Annotated in this window: 14 protein-coding genes, 1 other RNA gene and 1 pseudogene; 8 read left to right on the top strand and 8 right to left on the bottom strand. The window is 40.6% G+C overall.

Translation table 11 applies throughout. The annotated features are described in order from the left end of the window. Positions 1–24: 24 nt before the first annotated feature. Entirely contained in the window at positions 25–672 is a 648-nt protein-coding gene (locus tag HMPREF0549_RS04990) for a sunset domain-containing protein (RefSeq protein ID WP_003717179.1), read from the bottom strand. Positions 673–859: 187 nt separating this feature from the next. Between HMPREF0549_RS04990 and HMPREF0549_RS04985 the strand changes: the two genes are divergently transcribed. Then, positions 860–2077, top strand: a complete 1218-nt coding sequence (locus tag HMPREF0549_RS04985) for an oxidoreductase (protein WP_081446184.1) — start codon at positions 860–862, stop codon at positions 2075–2077. 488 nt (positions 2078–2565) lie between these two features. Here HMPREF0549_RS04985 and HMPREF0549_RS10120 read toward each other — a convergent pair whose 3' ends face one another. From HMPREF0549_RS10120 to HMPREF0549_RS04970, 3 genes are all read right to left on the bottom strand, one after another. Then, a complete protein-coding gene (locus HMPREF0549_RS10120) occupies positions 2566–3027 on the bottom strand; it encodes a LysR family transcriptional regulator (RefSeq protein WP_003717176.1) in 462 nt (153 codons plus the stop codon). A 12-nt stretch (positions 3028–3039) separates the two neighbouring features. Beyond that, positions 3040–3888: a transporter substrate-binding domain-containing protein gene (locus tag HMPREF0549_RS04975; protein WP_003717175.1), complete on the bottom strand. Its 849-nt coding sequence runs from the start codon at positions 3886–3888 to the stop codon at positions 3040–3042. 128 nt (positions 3889–4016) lie between these two features. Then, entirely contained in the window at positions 4017–4694 is a 678-nt protein-coding gene (locus HMPREF0549_RS04970; RefSeq protein ID WP_003717174.1) for an amino acid ABC transporter permease, read from the bottom strand. A gap of 129 nt (positions 4695–4823) precedes the next feature. On the opposite strand from HMPREF0549_RS04970, the gene HMPREF0549_RS04965 reads away from it, so the two are divergent. From HMPREF0549_RS04965 to HMPREF0549_RS10110, 3 genes are all read left to right on the top strand, one after another. After that, complete coding sequence (locus HMPREF0549_RS04965) at positions 4824–6311, top strand: amidase (protein WP_003717173.1); 1488 nt, start codon at positions 4824–4826, stop codon at positions 6309–6311. A 42-nt stretch (positions 6312–6353) separates the two neighbouring features. Continuing rightward, on the top strand, positions 6354–6659 hold the full coding sequence (locus tag HMPREF0549_RS10115; RefSeq protein WP_003717172.1) for a GH25 family lysozyme: 306 nt from the start codon (positions 6354–6356) through the stop codon (positions 6657–6659). 132 nt (positions 6660–6791) lie between these two features. After that, positions 6792–7271: an SH3 domain-containing protein gene (locus HMPREF0549_RS10110; protein WP_003717171.1), complete on the top strand. Its 480-nt coding sequence runs from the start codon at positions 6792–6794 to the stop codon at positions 7269–7271. A 138-nt stretch (positions 7272–7409) separates the two neighbouring features. Here HMPREF0549_RS10110 and HMPREF0549_RS04955 read toward each other — a convergent pair whose 3' ends face one another. Together HMPREF0549_RS04955 and recU are read right to left on the bottom strand one after the other, a co-directional pair. Continuing rightward, on the bottom strand, positions 7410–9662 hold the full coding sequence (locus HMPREF0549_RS04955; RefSeq protein WP_003717170.1) for a PBP1A family penicillin-binding protein: 2253 nt from the start codon (positions 9660–9662) through the stop codon (positions 7410–7412). 12 nt (positions 9663–9674) lie between these two features. Next, positions 9675–10286 carry a Holliday junction resolvase RecU gene (recU, locus tag HMPREF0549_RS04950; protein ID WP_040531299.1) on the bottom strand — a complete coding sequence of 204 codons (612 nt, stop codon included), beginning with the start codon at positions 10284–10286 and terminating at the stop codon, positions 9675–9677. Positions 10287–10629: 343 nt separating this feature from the next. Here recU and HMPREF0549_RS04945 point away from each other — a divergent pair, with 343 nt between their 5' ends. The 4 genes and pseudogenes from HMPREF0549_RS04945 (at position 10630) to HMPREF0549_RS04935 (ending at position 13014) form a co-directional block, all read left to right on the top strand. Then, positions 10630–11211 carry an SLOG family protein gene (locus HMPREF0549_RS04945; protein ID WP_003717168.1) on the top strand — a complete coding sequence of 194 codons (582 nt, stop codon included), beginning with the start codon at positions 10630–10632 and terminating at the stop codon, positions 11209–11211. Positions 11212–11308: 97 nt separating this feature from the next. Beyond that, a complete protein-coding gene (gene gpsB, locus HMPREF0549_RS04940) occupies positions 11309–11671 on the top strand; it encodes a cell division regulator GpsB (RefSeq protein ID WP_191336754.1) in 363 nt (120 codons plus the stop codon). A 14-nt stretch (positions 11672–11685) separates the two neighbouring features. Continuing rightward, an RNA gene (rnpB, locus tag HMPREF0549_RS09505) (RNase P RNA component class B) lies at positions 11686–12061 on the top strand. Between the two features lie 145 nt (positions 12062–12206). Further along, positions 12207–13014: pseudogene (locus HMPREF0549_RS04935) on the top strand (aldo/keto reductase). A gap of 505 nt (positions 13015–13519) precedes the next feature. Here HMPREF0549_RS04935 and HMPREF0549_RS04930 read toward each other — a convergent pair. Together HMPREF0549_RS04930 and HMPREF0549_RS04925 are read right to left on the bottom strand one after the other, a co-directional pair. Beyond that, entirely contained in the window at positions 13520–14656 is a 1137-nt protein-coding gene (locus HMPREF0549_RS04930; RefSeq protein WP_003717165.1) for an IS110 family RNA-guided transposase, read from the bottom strand. 489 nt (positions 14657–15145) lie between these two features. After that, complete coding sequence (locus HMPREF0549_RS04925) at positions 15146–16279, bottom strand: THUMP domain-containing class I SAM-dependent RNA methyltransferase (RefSeq protein WP_003717164.1); 1134 nt, start codon at positions 16277–16279, stop codon at positions 15146–15148. Positions 16280–16464 lie beyond the last annotated feature (185 nt).

The raw sequence follows: 16464 nt of genomic DNA, 5'->3' as shown, positions 1-16464 counted from the left end.
CGAACCCCCTAACTTCTTTTTTACTCATCTTAATGATTTTCGGTAACCGGCAGCTTGTGCTTCAGCTTCAGAATTGAAGTAAACTGCATTGGCGGAATTCATATGATAACCTTGTTGATCTGGTGTATGGTAAATCTTTGAACGAGAATTGCCAACTATTAATCCGTTAGCTTCATCAGTCTTCATGTCTCCATTGTTTTCAATGGATGAACTTGATGATGATATTATGTTGTTTGGTTCCTCACTTGATGCGCTACTATCATCATTTTTGGGAACCGGTTTAACATAAGCAGTATTTTTTACTACAAAGACTTCTTTATTACTCAGACTTTCCTCAGTAGATTTAGCTGAGATAATAAATTTACATTTTTTAGTTGAGGTAGCCAGATTTATCTTTTTGGTAAAATTCCCATTATCATCAGGTTTAACCTTATAATGATGCTTATTACCATTATGTTTTTCGATAGTGATAACCGCATCTTTTTCAGCCTTACCTGTGAAAGTGACACTTCCGTCATTTTCCGAGTCAATTTTAATGCTTTGATTTGTCACTTGTGCATTATGACCATCTGGAATATTAACGGTAAGCTGCGTTCTACTAGCTAAAGTAGGTGTAACGAATAAACATAATCCAGCAAATACTCCGCTCAAAACCGCTATAAATCTTTTCATATAGAAATACTCCTCCTTGGTTATTTCTACGCTTGTCTATAACAGATTATCATATTTTAGTATAAATAATAAGGTGAATTTGAAAGTTCACTTTTCCTAAACCTCATGTTCCAAAACAACTAATTTCTTTCACTGATCTCTCGTGATACATTGAACATGTAGAAAGAAAATGAATGGAGGAACTATTATGAAACAATTAACTGACCACATTACATTTCGCCATGGCGCAACAATTAATAATCGTCTTGTTCAAGCGCCGATGCTAACCAATAGTGGTGATAACGAAGCCGTTTCCCAAGATACCCTGGATTATTATGGTGCTCGTTCACAATCTGCAGGAATGGTGATTGTTGAGTATACCTCGGTTCGGAAAAATGGGGGACCATCACGTAGCTGGGCAGATAACCGTGAGCAATTAGCAATTTATGATGATCGTTTTAAGCCAGGGATGACAAAAGTTGCTAAGGCATTAAAGAAGGATGGAAATAAAGCAATCTTACAACTAGTCCATTCAGGTCGGGAAGCAAATTATGCGCCTAAACTTGGGCGAACAGTTGAAGTTCCTAGTCAAATGGACTTCCCATGGATTGATTACCCGCTTCATGAATTGACTAGTGAAGAAGTAGAACAAGTGGTAAAGGACTTTGGAGCAGCGACCAAGCGAGCAATTGACTGTGGCTTTGATGGGGTTGAAATTCATGGCGCTAACCATTATTTAATTCAACAATTCTTCTCAGCATTTTCTAACCACCGGACAGATAAATGGGGTGGTAGTCTCGAAAAGCGAATGAACTTCCCATTAGCAGTTGTTAAAGAAGTGATGGATGTTGTAAAGCAGTATGCGCCTAAAGATTTTATTGTTGGTTATCGAATTAGTCCAGAAGAGATTCACCAAACGGTTGGTTATACTTGGCATGAATCAACTCAATTAATTAAAGTAATCACTGATAATTATGATTTGGACTATATCCATCTTTCACTTCCCCAATATAATGCTAAGCCACAAGATTCAAGCTCAACTTTTGCTGAACTATTTCAACCAGCAATTGGTAGTGAAGCAAAGGAGATTATTGTTGGTAATGTTATGTCAGAAGCGGATGCTCAAGATGCCTTGAAATTGACCGATTTGGTAGCGATGGCACGGGCAATGTTAATTGATCCAGCAATTGGGTTGAAAATTGAAGAAGGACGCGGGGATGAGATTATTCGGAAAATTTCTCCTGAACAGGTAAAAAGATCACACCTGACACCAGGGTTGATTAATCTCTTTTCTGATCCGCAGATGGAACCGCACCTTCCTGGAAGAGAAACGATTTACTCACTTCATCAAACTGGTTCACTAAATAAAGATGTGTTAAAGAACGGTACTAGCTCATCTTTCAACCTCGATCATTTCAAGAAATAACCTAATAAAAGTTAAGGGACTAACCAATAACTTAATTGTTGTTACTAGTTAGTCTCTTTTTGTAAGTTCATTATTAATATTTTGTAATAGTAATTTAGTAAATTGGTCTAAATGAGTATCTGGATTAATGACCCAGCCAAGAGAGAAACGATCGTTAATAATATTACTGAGGTTAATTTTAGGAAGAGTAGTAAATCGTTTATCTGTAGAATGTCTGGCTTGCCAATCACGTGCTAAGCACACAGCATCTAGTTGATTTATAACGGTATACATTGCCCAACTATCATCTAACCGTGCAATCGTTTCAAGTGGCCCACAAATAAATTGGAGATGTTCAAATAATTGATCATTGTAAGGGCCATTAAATAAAGCAAACTTTTGCTTAACTAAGTCTTGCTTGGTAATCCTCCCTAGCTTTAATAATGGATTCCTGTCACTGGTAATTAAACTGATATGGCCATCATGAACTTTAATAAAATTAAGACCATTTAATTGCTCTTGATGTTTGCTATCAATTGCAATAAAGCAGCGTCTAATTCTTTATGGCTCACTTGCTCGATAATTTCTGAACTTGATATACGCTTAATCACTAGAGTAGCATTTCCGTTATACAGTTTCAGAAATTCCGTTAACATTGGCTTTAGGAATGTATTCGCGTAAGCTAATTTAATCGTGTGGATATTTTGGATTTTACCTAATCTTCCAGCTTGTTGGATTAAATTCATATTAGCTGACATCATGTTTTTGATATATGGTAACAATTCCTGCCCTTTAGAAGTTAAAACAGTTCCTTGATGGCTGCGTTTGAATAATTGAATATCCAGTTCGGATTCTAATTGAGAGATTGATTGGCTTAATCCCGACTTAGAAATATGAAGGAAATCCGCTGTTTCTTGAAGCGTTTGGTGGTTAGCAAGCTCAGTAACGTATAAAAGTTGCTCATAATTCATGAGGTGACCTCTCTAATCACCCTTATACTTACTCTGAATCGTAAAGTGGCGGTCAATGTGAACATGTGGCTTCTTAGTAACATCGGCACCGTAGTACTTCTTCGCAATTTTAGATAGCGTTCCGTTCTTCTTTAACTTAGCTAATTCATCGTTAAATTGCTTTTGCAGCTTTTGGTCATTCTTGTTAAAGACGATTCCTTCACCTTTGCCGTCTTCGTTAGTGGTAAAGTACATCCCCTGCTTGATCTTAAGCCCGCTATTCGGTTGTGCTTTGAGGGCTAACTTTTGAAGATAGTAATCATTCATAATAAAGTCAGTCTTCCCACTGGCAACACCCTTCATGTAAACATCATTAGAAACGTTGTCGTAGTTGACTAACTTGGCGCCTAGTTGTTGTGCTAATCGTTGGTAGTTGGTTCCAGCTTCACCGGCAGACTTCTTTCCTTTAATGTCTTTCCAGTTGTTGATTCCAGAGTTATCGCTTTGCCGAACAATCAAACTATTGAATGAGTGCTTGATTGGGGATGACATCAGATAATTCTTTTGGCGGGCAGGTGAAATGGCAAAGTCATCCGCTGCCATATCTGCTTTTCCGGTTTTGACCGCGGTTAACATCCCATCAACATCGTATTCCTTAAACTTGACCTTCTTATGGAGTCCCTTAGCAACCGCACGAATAACCTCAACATCATAACCAGTCAACTTCTTAGTCTTCGGATCATGATAAGAAGTGGGATAGAGTGTTCCTGACGTAGCAACGGTCCAGGTATCTTTGTCTGCGGCACTCTTCTTTCCACAAGCAGACAACCCAATAATTGTTAAAACAACTACTGAGAGAATGGTCAAAAATTTTTTCTTCATGTAGGAGACTTCTTCCTGTAATTTATTCTGATAGTGACGTGAAAACGCTTCAATTATATTCCGATCACTTAGACAATTCAATCAAATTTGCGTAACTGGTCCATAATGCTAAACATTATTAAGTATGATCATTCATTAACATAAAGTTGTAAATGATTTTCAACCCGTTGCTCGCCCCAACTAAGAACGCAGCAAACAATCCAGTAGATAATGGCAATTTCAATATAAATGGTCATGTAATCCTGATTAACTCCAGCAACAACTTTTGCTTTCATGAACATTTCGGAAACGGTAATCATTGCGGCAAGAGAAGTACTTTTAAACATGTCGAGTAAAACATTTCCCAATGATGGAAGGACGATCCGAAAGGCCTGGGGCAAAATAATGTAAGTCATCATGATCCGGTAAGACATTCCCAAAGCTTTAGCAGAATCGTACTGGGTTTGACTAACGCCTTTGAGAGCAGATCGATAATACTCGGCGAGGAAGGCACTCGGGACGACAGTAAAAGAAAGAACTGCTGCGGGCAGGGCAGCCATGTTCAATCCAAAATAAGTTAAGAAAAGCACGACCAGCATCGGAACACCACGGAAAAATGAAATGTAGAAGCGAGCAATCCCGCTGAGAAAGCGATATTTACTAATTCGCATCAGCATTATTAAAATGCCAACAACGTTAGAAGTAACAAAACAAATTGCCAGTAGGATAATTGATAAGGGTAAGCCGCTAAGAATAGTTGGTAGTGACTGCCATGCTAGTGGCGCATCAAAAAAGCCGGGAATGTTAAAAAAGTGTTCCCAATTCAATCAAACCATCTCCAAGTTAAGGTATTAGCTTAAAGTATATTATCTTGAAAACGCTTTTACAATGATTAATGGACGATTTATAATATAAATGCCTATTTGTAACTGTGATTATCAGAAAGAAGAAAATAGATGGATATTGATTCTTTATTAAGAAAACCAGCTTACCAATTAGTTGATTTGGTTAGATCGAAGAAAGTCAGTAGTTTTGAATTAGTAAGTGCTGCAATTGAAAAAGTCAAAGCGGAGAACCCGCAACTAAATGCAGTGATTCACCTGCGTGAGAAGTCGGCCTTAAATGAGGCTCGTCAATTAACTGATCACGGACAACCGTTTTTAGGGGTGCCAATTTTGATTAAAGGTTTGGGTCAACAACTTGCTGGCGAGCCAGATACTAACGGCAATAAGTTATTTCAAAATAATGTTGCCCAAGCGACTAATAACTTTGTTCAGGCCTTGCAACAAGCGGGTTTCATTATTATTGGCCAGACTAATTTCCCCGAGTTTGGTTGGAAGAATATCACTGACGCAAAGCTCTTTGGCCCGGCCCGGAATCCGTGGAATACTGCGGTTACTCCTGGCGGTTCTTCCGGTGGATCAGCGGCTGCAGTGGCTGCTGGCTGGGTTCCGTTGGCTGCTGGAAATGATGGTGGCGGTTCGATCCGGATTCCCTCTAGCTGGTCAGGGTTAATTGGGTTGAAGCCTACTCGTGGCCGTGTACCAACCGGACCGAGTGATTGGCGATCTTGGCAGGGAGCCTCGATTAACTTTGCTCTGACACGATCAGTTGAAGATTCTGCACGGTTATTAGATCAGTTACAAACTGTTCAATCAGCAGCTGTTTTCCAAGTGCCGAAGTTTACTCCTGGATTTAATCACGTTTTGGAACAGCCAATGAAAAACATCGAAATTGGTTATACAGTTAAATCGCCAGTTGGGACTCCAGTCAGTGATGAAGCTAAGCAAGCGGTCTTGGATGCAGTAACCTTTTTAAGTGATCAGGGATTTAAATGTACTGAATTTACTGATCCGGTTGATGGTGTAGCACTAATGAATAGCTATTACACGATGAATGCTGGGGAAACTGCAGCGATGTTTGATGGAATCGAACGTTACCTTGGTCGCCCTGCTAGCCGGGATGATATGGAATTATTAACGTATGCTCTTTGGAAAACTGGTGAGAATGTTTCAGCAGCTCAATACAGTGAAGCACTAAGTCAGTGGGATCAAGCGAGCTCCATTCATGATCAGTTACATGATCAGTATCCATTATTTCTTACGCCAACCAATGCTCAACCGGCGCCCCGAGTCGATCATGACTTAATTACGCCAACCGATCGTAAGCGAATGGAACATATTACTGAACTATCACCGGATGAACAGCGTCAATTGATTTATGATCAATGGCTTCCAGCGCTGACCTATACGCCATTTACCGAACAAGCGAATATGACTGGTGAGCCAGCAATTAGTTTACCAACCCATGTTTGTGCTAATGGGACACCACTAGGGATTCAGTTTATTGCTCGGAAGGGAAATGAAAGCTTGCTTCTCCAAATGGCTAAGTTATTTGAGGATCAGCATCAATTTAAAATGCTTCAGCCGACACTTTTCTCATAAAAGGTATAATGAAAGTATCTAATCAGGAAGAAGTGAGGTCAGATGGCACTATATTTTACGGATGTCTTTTCTGGAAGCGCGGATTGGATAGTAACTGATCCCCATGCTCAGGGGACGATCGTGAAGGTCTCCCAGGGAACAGGCTATGTTAACCCAAAATATGAATACCAGTATTCTTTAGCGAAAACTAACGGTCGTTTATTGGGCCTTTACCACTATGCAGGCGGTAATGACCCGATTGCCGAAGCAACGTATTTTCTCAATCATATCCAAGAAAAGATCGGTGAAGCGGTTTTGGCGATTGATTGGGAACAGTACCAAAATGCAGCTTGGGGTAATACGAATTAGGTCCGAAAGTTTGTTGATGAAGTTCATCGGCAAACAAATGTCTGGCCGTTAATCTATGTTCAGGAGTCGGCAATTTGGCAGGTTGCAAATTGTGCTAATGATTGTGGCCTTTGGGTTGCTAAGTATCCATCAATGAACTGGCACTCTTGGCAGGTACCGGATATGCAGGTTAATACTGCACCATGGTCGGTATATACGTTATGGCAATTTGCGGGGGATGACGAGGATCGCTCGATTGCTACAGTGGATCGGGATGGTTGGCAGCGGTTAGCTAATCCTACTGGTCAGGTAAGTTCACAACCAGTAATCTCTGGAGATCCTTCCGGTAGCAGTATATCTAGTGACGAGACTTGGACTGATAATCTTGGTGATACTTGGCACCGTGAAGTTGGACGGTTCACGAGTAATCGGCCATTAACTTTGCGCTGGGGTGCTTTACCGACCTCAACTGCAATTGCAGAGTTACCAGCAGGTTCAGTGATTGACTACGATGCCTGGTCATGTCATGATGGTGAAGTTTGGATCCGTCAACCACGTAGTAATGGTCAATATGGTTACTTGCCGTGTCGCAATGCCGTTACGAATGAAGCATACGGAACATTTAGTGAATAATGAAATTATGATGCCTCAGGATCTGAATTTATTGTTGATGGCGGATTGACAGCAAAGTAGCATAGAGAACTAAAAAACACCTCACGTCTGAATGATCAAACGTGGGGTGTCCTTAATTTAAAGGTTAATGATTAATTACTATTGATTGTTGCCACCAGCATTCGGGGTAGGTGTTGTTGTAGTTGAAGCAGAACTTGCGCTACTGCTCTGAGTAGTCGATGATGAATTGTTTTCATTCTTTGAGCCACCATTTAAGATACTTTCAATGGAACGACTTTCAGAAATTGATTCACTCCGACTACCGGAAGAAGAACTGGAACTCGAACTAGAACCAGAGTGTGATGATTCATTGTCGTCATCACCGCCATCCCAAGCACCATACATTAAGGCCCACTTGGAATCTTTGATTACGAGTTGGCGTTTACCATTTACCCGAACAGCTTCAACAGTATCAGGCATCTTCCAGTTAGAAGCGTGGTTTTGTTCGTCGAGGTACTGCATGATGCTCTTGTAAAGGAGGACCGCAGTTCGTTCATATTGACTAGAAATTGCACCACCATTCATTGGGTGATCAAAACCAGTCCAAATTCCGATTGAGTAGTTCTTGGTGTAACCAGCCATCCAGGAATCCATTACTCCTGATTGGTTCTGGTTAGGGAAGTCGGTTGTCCCGGTCTTCCCAGCTTGGTGAACACCGCTTAAGTAAGCAGAAGTCCCGGTAGAAGCAGAATTAGTGAAGACACCCTTTAACATATCAGTCATCATGTATGCAGTTGCCTTGCTCATTGCTCGCTTACCGTGAGGAGAATAAGTCTTAGTCTTACCATCCATGGTAGTAATTGAACTAATGTAGTATGGCTTGTAGTACGTCCCACCGTTAGCGAAGGCTGCATAGGCGGCTGACATTTGAAGTGGGGAGATGTAGAGGGCAATCCCGTTTTGGAGGGTATAAGGATCCTTTTGTGAAATTCCTAAGCCACCCAAGAAGGTTGTTGCTCGTTTAATCCCAACTTCTTGCAATGTCCGGATAGCAGGAACGTTTCGTGATTCTACCAGTGCGGAACGCATCGTCATGTTCCCCTTGTACTTGTTATCAAAGTCGTGAAGAACCTTATTTGTTCCTGGCCAGTAGAACTTCGTATCGGAAACGGTCTTGAAGGTTGGCCATTGAAGATATTCAATCGCTGGACCGTAATCCATTAGTGGCTTAGCAGTAGAACCAGAACTCCGGTTTTCCTGAACGGCCCGGTTAAGACCATAAATGACATTAGAATGCCGACCACCAAGCATGGCGATTACTTGACCGTTATGCGGATCGGTAACCGCTGCACCAGCTTGCATTTGGTCGCTTTGGAAAGATACTTCGCTATTAGCAGCGTTGTAGAGCTTCTTTTGAGCGCCAAGATCCATGTTAGTGTGGACTAGCAAGCCGTCAGTGTTTGGATTGTATCCTTCTGCTTGCAATTGGGCAAGAACTTCCTTGACGTATGGATCAACGATCTTTTCCTTAACGTTAGTCTCGCTTGATTCAACGTCACCATGATCGGGGTCAAGGCCATCAGTAACACTTTCACTAGCAGCACTTTGAGCAGCTGACTTAGTGATGTAGCCGGCCCGAACCATTGCGTTCAAAACTTCATTCCGCCGTGCTGTCGCGTACTTAGTATTTGAAGCTAGCGGGTTGTAGTTGGTTGGTGATTGGGGCATTCCGGCAAGCAATGCTAATTGAGAAAGGTCCAAGTCTTTCAACTCTTTACCATAGTAGTATTGAGCGGCGGTTCGCATTCCGTAGACTCCATTACCCATGTAAACCTTGTTGATGTAATACTTAAGAATTTGATCCTTACTGAAGTGCCGTTCAACGTTTAGGGCTAACCAGGCTTCCTGGGCTTTCCGCTTAAATGTCCGGTCAGATTGAGCAGTTGAGAAGACCGATAATTTAACCAGTTGTTGGGTTAAGGTACTCCCACCTTGCATTCCGTCTGAACGACCAATCACATTATTGATCGCTGCACCGAAGATTCGCCGAACATCAACTCCGTGGTGCTTATAGAAGCGCCGGTCTTCGATTGCGACTACTGCGTGCTTCAAAGTGTCAGGAATTTGCGAATCCTTAGCATAATCACGTTTTTGGGCACCAAGACGAGAAATCACCTTATTATTAGCATCATAGATAATCGTTGTGTTCTGACTTGATAGTTCCCGTTGACTAATCTTCGGGGCGCTTGAAGCGTAGTAGAAAAATAGTGCACATCCAGCCACAAACAAGAGGACAATCGCCCCTGCTATCCAGAGGAGGATGCGCTTTAATAATGGCTTCTTTCCGCCATCATAGTAACTACCATCGGCACGATACTGATCTTCGCGTCGTGGTTCATCGTTATTCGACATGATATTCTCCTTTTACTTTGTATTAGCAATAATTCGGTCGACCGCTTCCAAGTATGGAAGACGTGGATTGAGCCGGTAACCAATTTGATAGCCGCACTTCTCAATTGAAGCAAGCGGAATTGATTTCCGACCACCGGATTGCTGATCCCAGAATTCAAACAGGTTGGTAGCTGGTAGTAAATAAATAAGATCTAGTTCGGTAAATTTGATAAATGCAAAACAGATCCCACCCTGTTTGATACATTCACGCATGTGGCGAATTTGGTGGGGATGAAAATTCTTTAACGGGAACGATCGCTTATTCCGCGTTTCCTTCGCGTCAAAGTCAATATAGTAGCCCTTGTAGACACCGTTATAGTCGGTCGTTGATGGTCGACGAAAATATGCTTCCTTAATAACGGCAGCACTCCGCTTCGGATAATCGACCTTTACTAACTGGATTGGTGTTGGCTTCTTATGAATCACAGCAATGTGGTTTGCTAAATAATACTGGTTGCTATGATTAATTTCATCTTCCAGTGACATTCCCCGTTTTGCGTAAATTGATTGATGGGGGGTCGGCAAATCTCGTTGCGGATTATATTCCCGCTTCGGCTGCTGACCATTGGGATAGTGAATATTCACCATTGATCACTCTCCTAACTAGAAGTATTATACCAGAGATACATCAAGATGATTGATACAGAATGATTAAATTTAGAGTGCGAGCCAGCAAAGTGTCTTCGTCCCAAAGAGTTTCCGGAAAGCTAGCAATTTCTCCTGACGAAGGCGACTTGCGCCTAGGAAGGAGGTTGCTAGCTCTAGGAAACTTGGGCGAAGCACGTTTCGACTATGTTGCCTAGAACGCTAGGCGGAAGTTGCGGTCACATCAAACACGTTTGGTCTATGTTGCAGTAGGAAAGTTCCTGGCGAACACTTCCTCTAAAAATAACTTTACCTATATAATAGTAGAAAAGGTGGCGATTAAATGCGTCGATTATGGATCACGGGTTATCGGAGCTATGAATTAAATGTTTTCAAGGATGATGATCCAAAAGTTGCTGTAATCAAAGATGTCCTTTCTCGTGAACTAAAAGCACGACTAGAAGAGAGTGATGAAGAATTTTGGTTGATTACTGGTCCTCAGTTGGGAACTGAGCAATGGGCAATTGAAGTAGCGTTGAAACTAAGGGATGATTATCCACAGTTGAAGATTTCGATGATGCTGCCGTTTACCGAGTTTGGTCAACAATGGAATGAGAATAATCAAGCTAAATTAGCTAACCTTCAATCGGCTGTTGATTTCAGTGCGAGTGTCAGCGATCATCCATATCAGTCACCGCAACAGCTTCGTGCCTTTCAGCAGTTCATGTTAACTCATACCGATGAGGCGCTCTTACTTTACGATCCAGACCATGAAGGAAAGGAAAAGTATGGTTACCAGGCAATTCAAAAGTATCAAGCTAACCATGATTATTCTTATCGCTTAATCGACTTTGATGAACTTCAGGAAGCAGCCATTGAATGGCAAGAACGTCAACGGGAAGCGGGAGAAGCAGATAAATTCTAGGTTTTCGTGAATATCGGACAAAATTGCTTGAATTTGCGGGATGAGTTAGGTATGATAATTAATGTACTTTTGAAGTTTAGCAATTGAGGTGTATAAATTGGATAACATTAAATTTACTCCACAAGATATTTTGCATAAGCAATTTAAAGAACGGAACATCGGAAAAGGCTACGATGAAGCTGATGTTGATTCCTTCTTGGACGATGTTATCAAAGATTACGACACCTTTAATAAGGAAGTTGATCGTTTAAATAGTGAGAATGAACGACTTCGTGCTAAGGTTGATGAACTTAACCGTCAAGTTGAAGTTGGTTCATCAATGAATAATGGAGCTGCTTCTCAACCAGTTTCTAACGCTACTAACATGGATATCCTGAAGCGGTTATCTAATTTGGAACGGCGTGTCTTTGGTTCTCAAATGGGAGCTAATGGTCAAGAGAACGACTCACACTTACTTTAATAATTTCATATGCAAGTCTTGGGTAATTGAGCATAGCTTATGTTATGTTAGGAAGGTCCATGCTCGCACAGACTGCGATGTCTGTAGTGTTTGTGCTCGCTGAAAAAATAAGGCGGGGTACCGATTTATTCGGTAACGGCGGAAGAAACGACTACGGTTTTTACTATGTCCGAGTATTCCTGAAAAGTGCCACAGTGACGATACAATAAGGGAAACTTTATTGGTGGAACGCGGTAAACCCCTCAAGCGGTAAACCCAAACTACGGTAGGGGAGCTTTGGATAACGAATTGAAGTGATTCCAGGGGAGAGCTTAATGCTCTGAGATAGATGATTACCTCGGTATAACTTTTACCTGATAGTTATACTACGACAAAACATGGCCTACAGATTCTTGCATTCAGGTGGTCCGGGTTCGCCCGGGCTTTTTTATTTTTAAATTCCACATTAACAATAAGCAGATATTTACTTTAACTAATATTCAAAATAACAATCTCAATAAAGAAATAATATAATATAGGTGAGGAGATGAACCAAATGAAAACAGTAAAACTTAATAATGGCCTCGAAATGCCAATGATTGGTTTTGGGACATATCAAATTACTCCTAACACAACCTTATTAAATGTTGCTAAGGCACTTCGACTGGGTTACCGAGGCACAATATTATGGTAATGAAGAGGGTGTTGGCGAAGCAATCAAAGAAAGCGGCCTTGATCGTGAGAAGCTTTTTGTAACAACTAAGGTTCAAACAAGTGGCTATGTAGAAACTAAAAAGGGGTTAGATAATTCATTGCTCGACTTCAACCAGGACTACTTTGATCTTGTGTTAATCCACTGGCCGATGGGGAATGATCTAGAAACATACCGAGCATTGGAAGATGCGTATCAGGAAGGCAAGATTCGCGCAATTGGCTTAAGCAACTACAATGAACCACAAGTTCAAGAGATTATTGATCATTCATCAATCAAACCAGTTGTCGACCAAATTGAGACTCATATTCTTTGGCAGCAACAGCGGATGCATGATTATTTAACCGCAAATAACATTGTTCATGAATCATATGCACCTCTAGGAGAAGCAAATCCTGGCTTCTTAGATATTCCTATTTTGAAGGAAATCGGAGACAAGTATCAGAAGACACCAGCTCAAGTTACCTTACGCTACTTAAATCAATGTGGAATTGTTGTAATTCCTAAATCGTTAAATACTAAACATATGGAAGAAAATATTGATATTTTTGATTTTGAACTTAACGGTGAAGAAATGGCAAAACTCCGTGATCTTGATGCTAAAAAGTCAATTGATGGCTGGCCAGCTGCAATGCAAGAAAATAATTACTAAAAAATTTTCAAAAAAGTTTTCACTAATAAATGGATAAGTGAAATTGCAAATTTTAAAGTGGGGGGGGGTAAATGAGCTCTTCTAATTGATCAATTAAGAATCCTTTAAGGACAAGGATTAATGCGTAAAATCACTATTTTTAACTTATCACTACAAAAACGGCTTCAACTCTCTTAATGGACAATTTCTTATAAATATGTGAATTGCTTTATCGTTTTGTTACGAAAACGAGAAGAATTTGTTAAAAATAGTTGAAATTTTGTCACAAGTCTAATATAGTAATGATGATTCAAAGTAATTATTGGATCCAATTAGTACTTTTCTACGCTTAGTCAAGCGAGATTACCGACATTATTTACTTTTATGTTGGTAGTCTCGCTTTTCTTTTGGTTTAAATTAGGTAATTAAGGTCGAAAAGCAGGTTTAAAGCCCACGACAAAAAAGCCCATTGCTTACATCTGTTTAAACAGTGGACTGAACTTAAGACAATGAACTAATTCTGGACTTACCCTTTAGTAGCTAAGATGTAATCATAGAATTGGTTATTTATGACGAGATGATAAATAGTGCGAATTAACCGGTGAATAGCAGCGATCGCAATCTTCTTCGTTCCTTGTTGACCGTTCTCTAATTTCCGGCGTTGGTAATAGTTATTGATGTGGTTTGGGTGATAATGAGCAGCTGAGGCGATGTTTTGAATTGCCTTGAAGAGAATCTTCCTGGCTACCGTATTTCCCCGCTTACTAATATGATCATTAGCGACATAATCGCCGGACTCATAGTGCCGTAAATCGATCCCAATAAAGGCGTTCAAGACATTGCTGTTGCGGAAAAGCCGAATATCACCAAGCTCACCAATCAAGGACACCACGGTTCGGACGCCTAATCCTGGGATACTAAGCAGTTTGTTATATTCAGGTAGTTCCTTGGCGAGTGCAGTCATTTGCTCAATGATGCTAGCTTTAAGTTTGGTTTCTTCCTGAATTTGGTTTACGAGGTGCTTCACTTGAAGATAAACCGGTGAATCATCGTCAACTGCTGAATATGAAAGGCGAGCTGCCGAATAAAGACTGTGGGCAATTTGTTCTGCGCGGGCATGTGAGATCTTCTTTTGGGTCCCCTTAAGGATTAGATCAACGACTTCGTTAAAAGAATATTCTTCAGTTACCTGACTTGCTTGCGAGAACTGACTAACTACCGACCAGTACAATTCATTATTGGTATTGCTCAATACATGTTCAATCTCGGGAAAAACAAGCTGGAGCGACCGATGAAGGCGGTTTTTGTGGGTTGCGACGTCTTTACTGACTTCTTGATAAAACCGGCTAAAATCCATTAACTTCCGGTAGACCGGACTAATCTTATAGGTTACTGCCCGGTTCATAATGAATTGAGTTTCGGCAAGGTGTCGGGCATCATTACGGTCAGTTTTATACGGGCGCAGACCATCAAGCTGTTTTTTCGCAACTAGCGGGTTCAGGCAGGTATAATCTTGGCCGAGATCATCAAGAAATCGCTGAAGCCGTCGTGAGTAAACACCGGTAGCTTCAAAAACGACCTCAGGATTGTTAAAAGACTGCAGGGCTTCTTCTAGTTTCCTGAAGCCATCACGGTTTAGCGGAAGTTTTGTCTCCTTAAACATCGTTTGATCAATGACGATTGGATTGCCACACTAATTGAATCCTTACTGACATCAATTCCAAATACACACCGCATTATCTCCATCTCCTCTTGAAGTTCAATCGTTTCTTCCATTTCTAATTTTCTGTACACGACTTTAAAGCCAACAGACTCAAAACAGATTATGGAAAGAAAAGTGAAGTTGCCACTTTTTATTCCGACATCACGTGTCAAAGTACTTTTCGACATGTCAACTTCGAATAACTACTTTTAAAGCAGAAAAGTAGTGAAACTTTCAATCCGTCGATTAAAAATTTCACTACTAATCTTAGTCTGTTTTCTACCACAAAATATCTCATCCTTTCGTAAACGTCTTTTCGCATACTCATCACTTCCTCAAAAGATTGATAAAGTGAGTATACAAAAAATGTAGGAAAACCAACAATTTTAAACCGCCGATTTCCTACATTTTATAACTACCCTCTACAAATGGTTATAGGAACAATAAACTCTACAGCTTTTTCTTTCCCCAATATTGGAAAAGATCGGTTCTCAATGCTCCATTATATAGCTTCCGCTTTTTGGTTGCTGAGGCACCATAGTACTTTTCAAATTCCAAATCTGCCGTTAGGATATACTTACTCCAGGTTGTCATTGGTCGGTAAAGCTTTCCCATTTGCTGATAAAGCTCATGGACAGTTTCTTTATCACTCAGCCGTTCACCATAAGGAGGGTTGGCAACAATAACACCGTTGATCTTATCAGTATGCCAATCTTTAACTGCTAACTGTTTGAAAGTAATGTCATGAGTTAATCCAGCTGCTCGGCAATTTTCTTGAGCAATGTCAATCATATTTTGATCGATATCATAACCATGAATATCCAATTCAACGTCATAATCTGCTTTACTATCTGCCTCATCACGAACATCATCAGCTAAGCCATCTGGGACCAAGTTAGTCCATTGCTCACAAACAAAGGAACGATTGATTCCTGGTGCAATGTTATGACCATATAGTGCTGCTTCAATTGGAATAGTTCCCGAACCACATACTGGATCGACAAATGGGTTGTCAGGAAACCAGTGAGCGAGCATTACAAGAGCAGCTGCCATGTTTTCTTTTAATGGTGCACCACCTTTTGCTTTTCGATAGCCACGCTTAAATAAACTATCACCAGTAGTATCAAGCGTTAGCATTACATGATCCTTATTAATAGCTACTTCTAACGGGTAGAGAGCGCCAGCTTCCGGAAGACGTGTCCGACGGTGGTAAACATCGCTCAATCGTCGGACAATTGCCTTTTTAACAATTGCTTGGACTGAAGGAACGTTATGTAATTGTGAATGATGACTTTTACCCTCTACCGGGAATTGGGCATCAACTGGTAATAGACATTCCCAAGGCAAGGCTTCGGTTCGGTCGAAAAGCTCTTCAAATGTTTTGGCCTCAAATTCACCAACAATAATTTTGACCCGATCGGCTGTTCGCAACCAAATATTTGTATTTAAAATATCTTTAATTGTCCCAATATAACGTACTCGACCGTTTTCTACTCGGGTATCGTAACCAAGATTTCGTAATTCTTTACCAACCAGTGCTTCAATTCCAGAAGCAGCGGTGGCTATTAGTTGATATTCTTGCAAGGTAAGAACTCCTTAAAAATTATTCTCAACTTTAATTATATTTAATTTAAAAGCAAAAAGAAACCAAGTAAGTCCAATAACTAAAAAAGAGACGTGACCAAACATCACGTCTCTTTTTTCTAGAACTGTAAAATTACTGGATCCCAGAACTTTTTATAACACTTTTATTATAGTGCCTACTCGAT

The organism is Limosilactobacillus vaginalis DSM 5837 = ATCC 49540 (assembly GCF_000159435.1).
Classification (GTDB): Bacteria; Bacillota; Bacilli; order Lactobacillales; family Lactobacillaceae; genus Limosilactobacillus; species Limosilactobacillus vaginalis.
The sequence above is the reverse complement of the archived record's forward strand: the minus strand, read 5'-3'. Positions and strand labels throughout refer to the sequence as shown.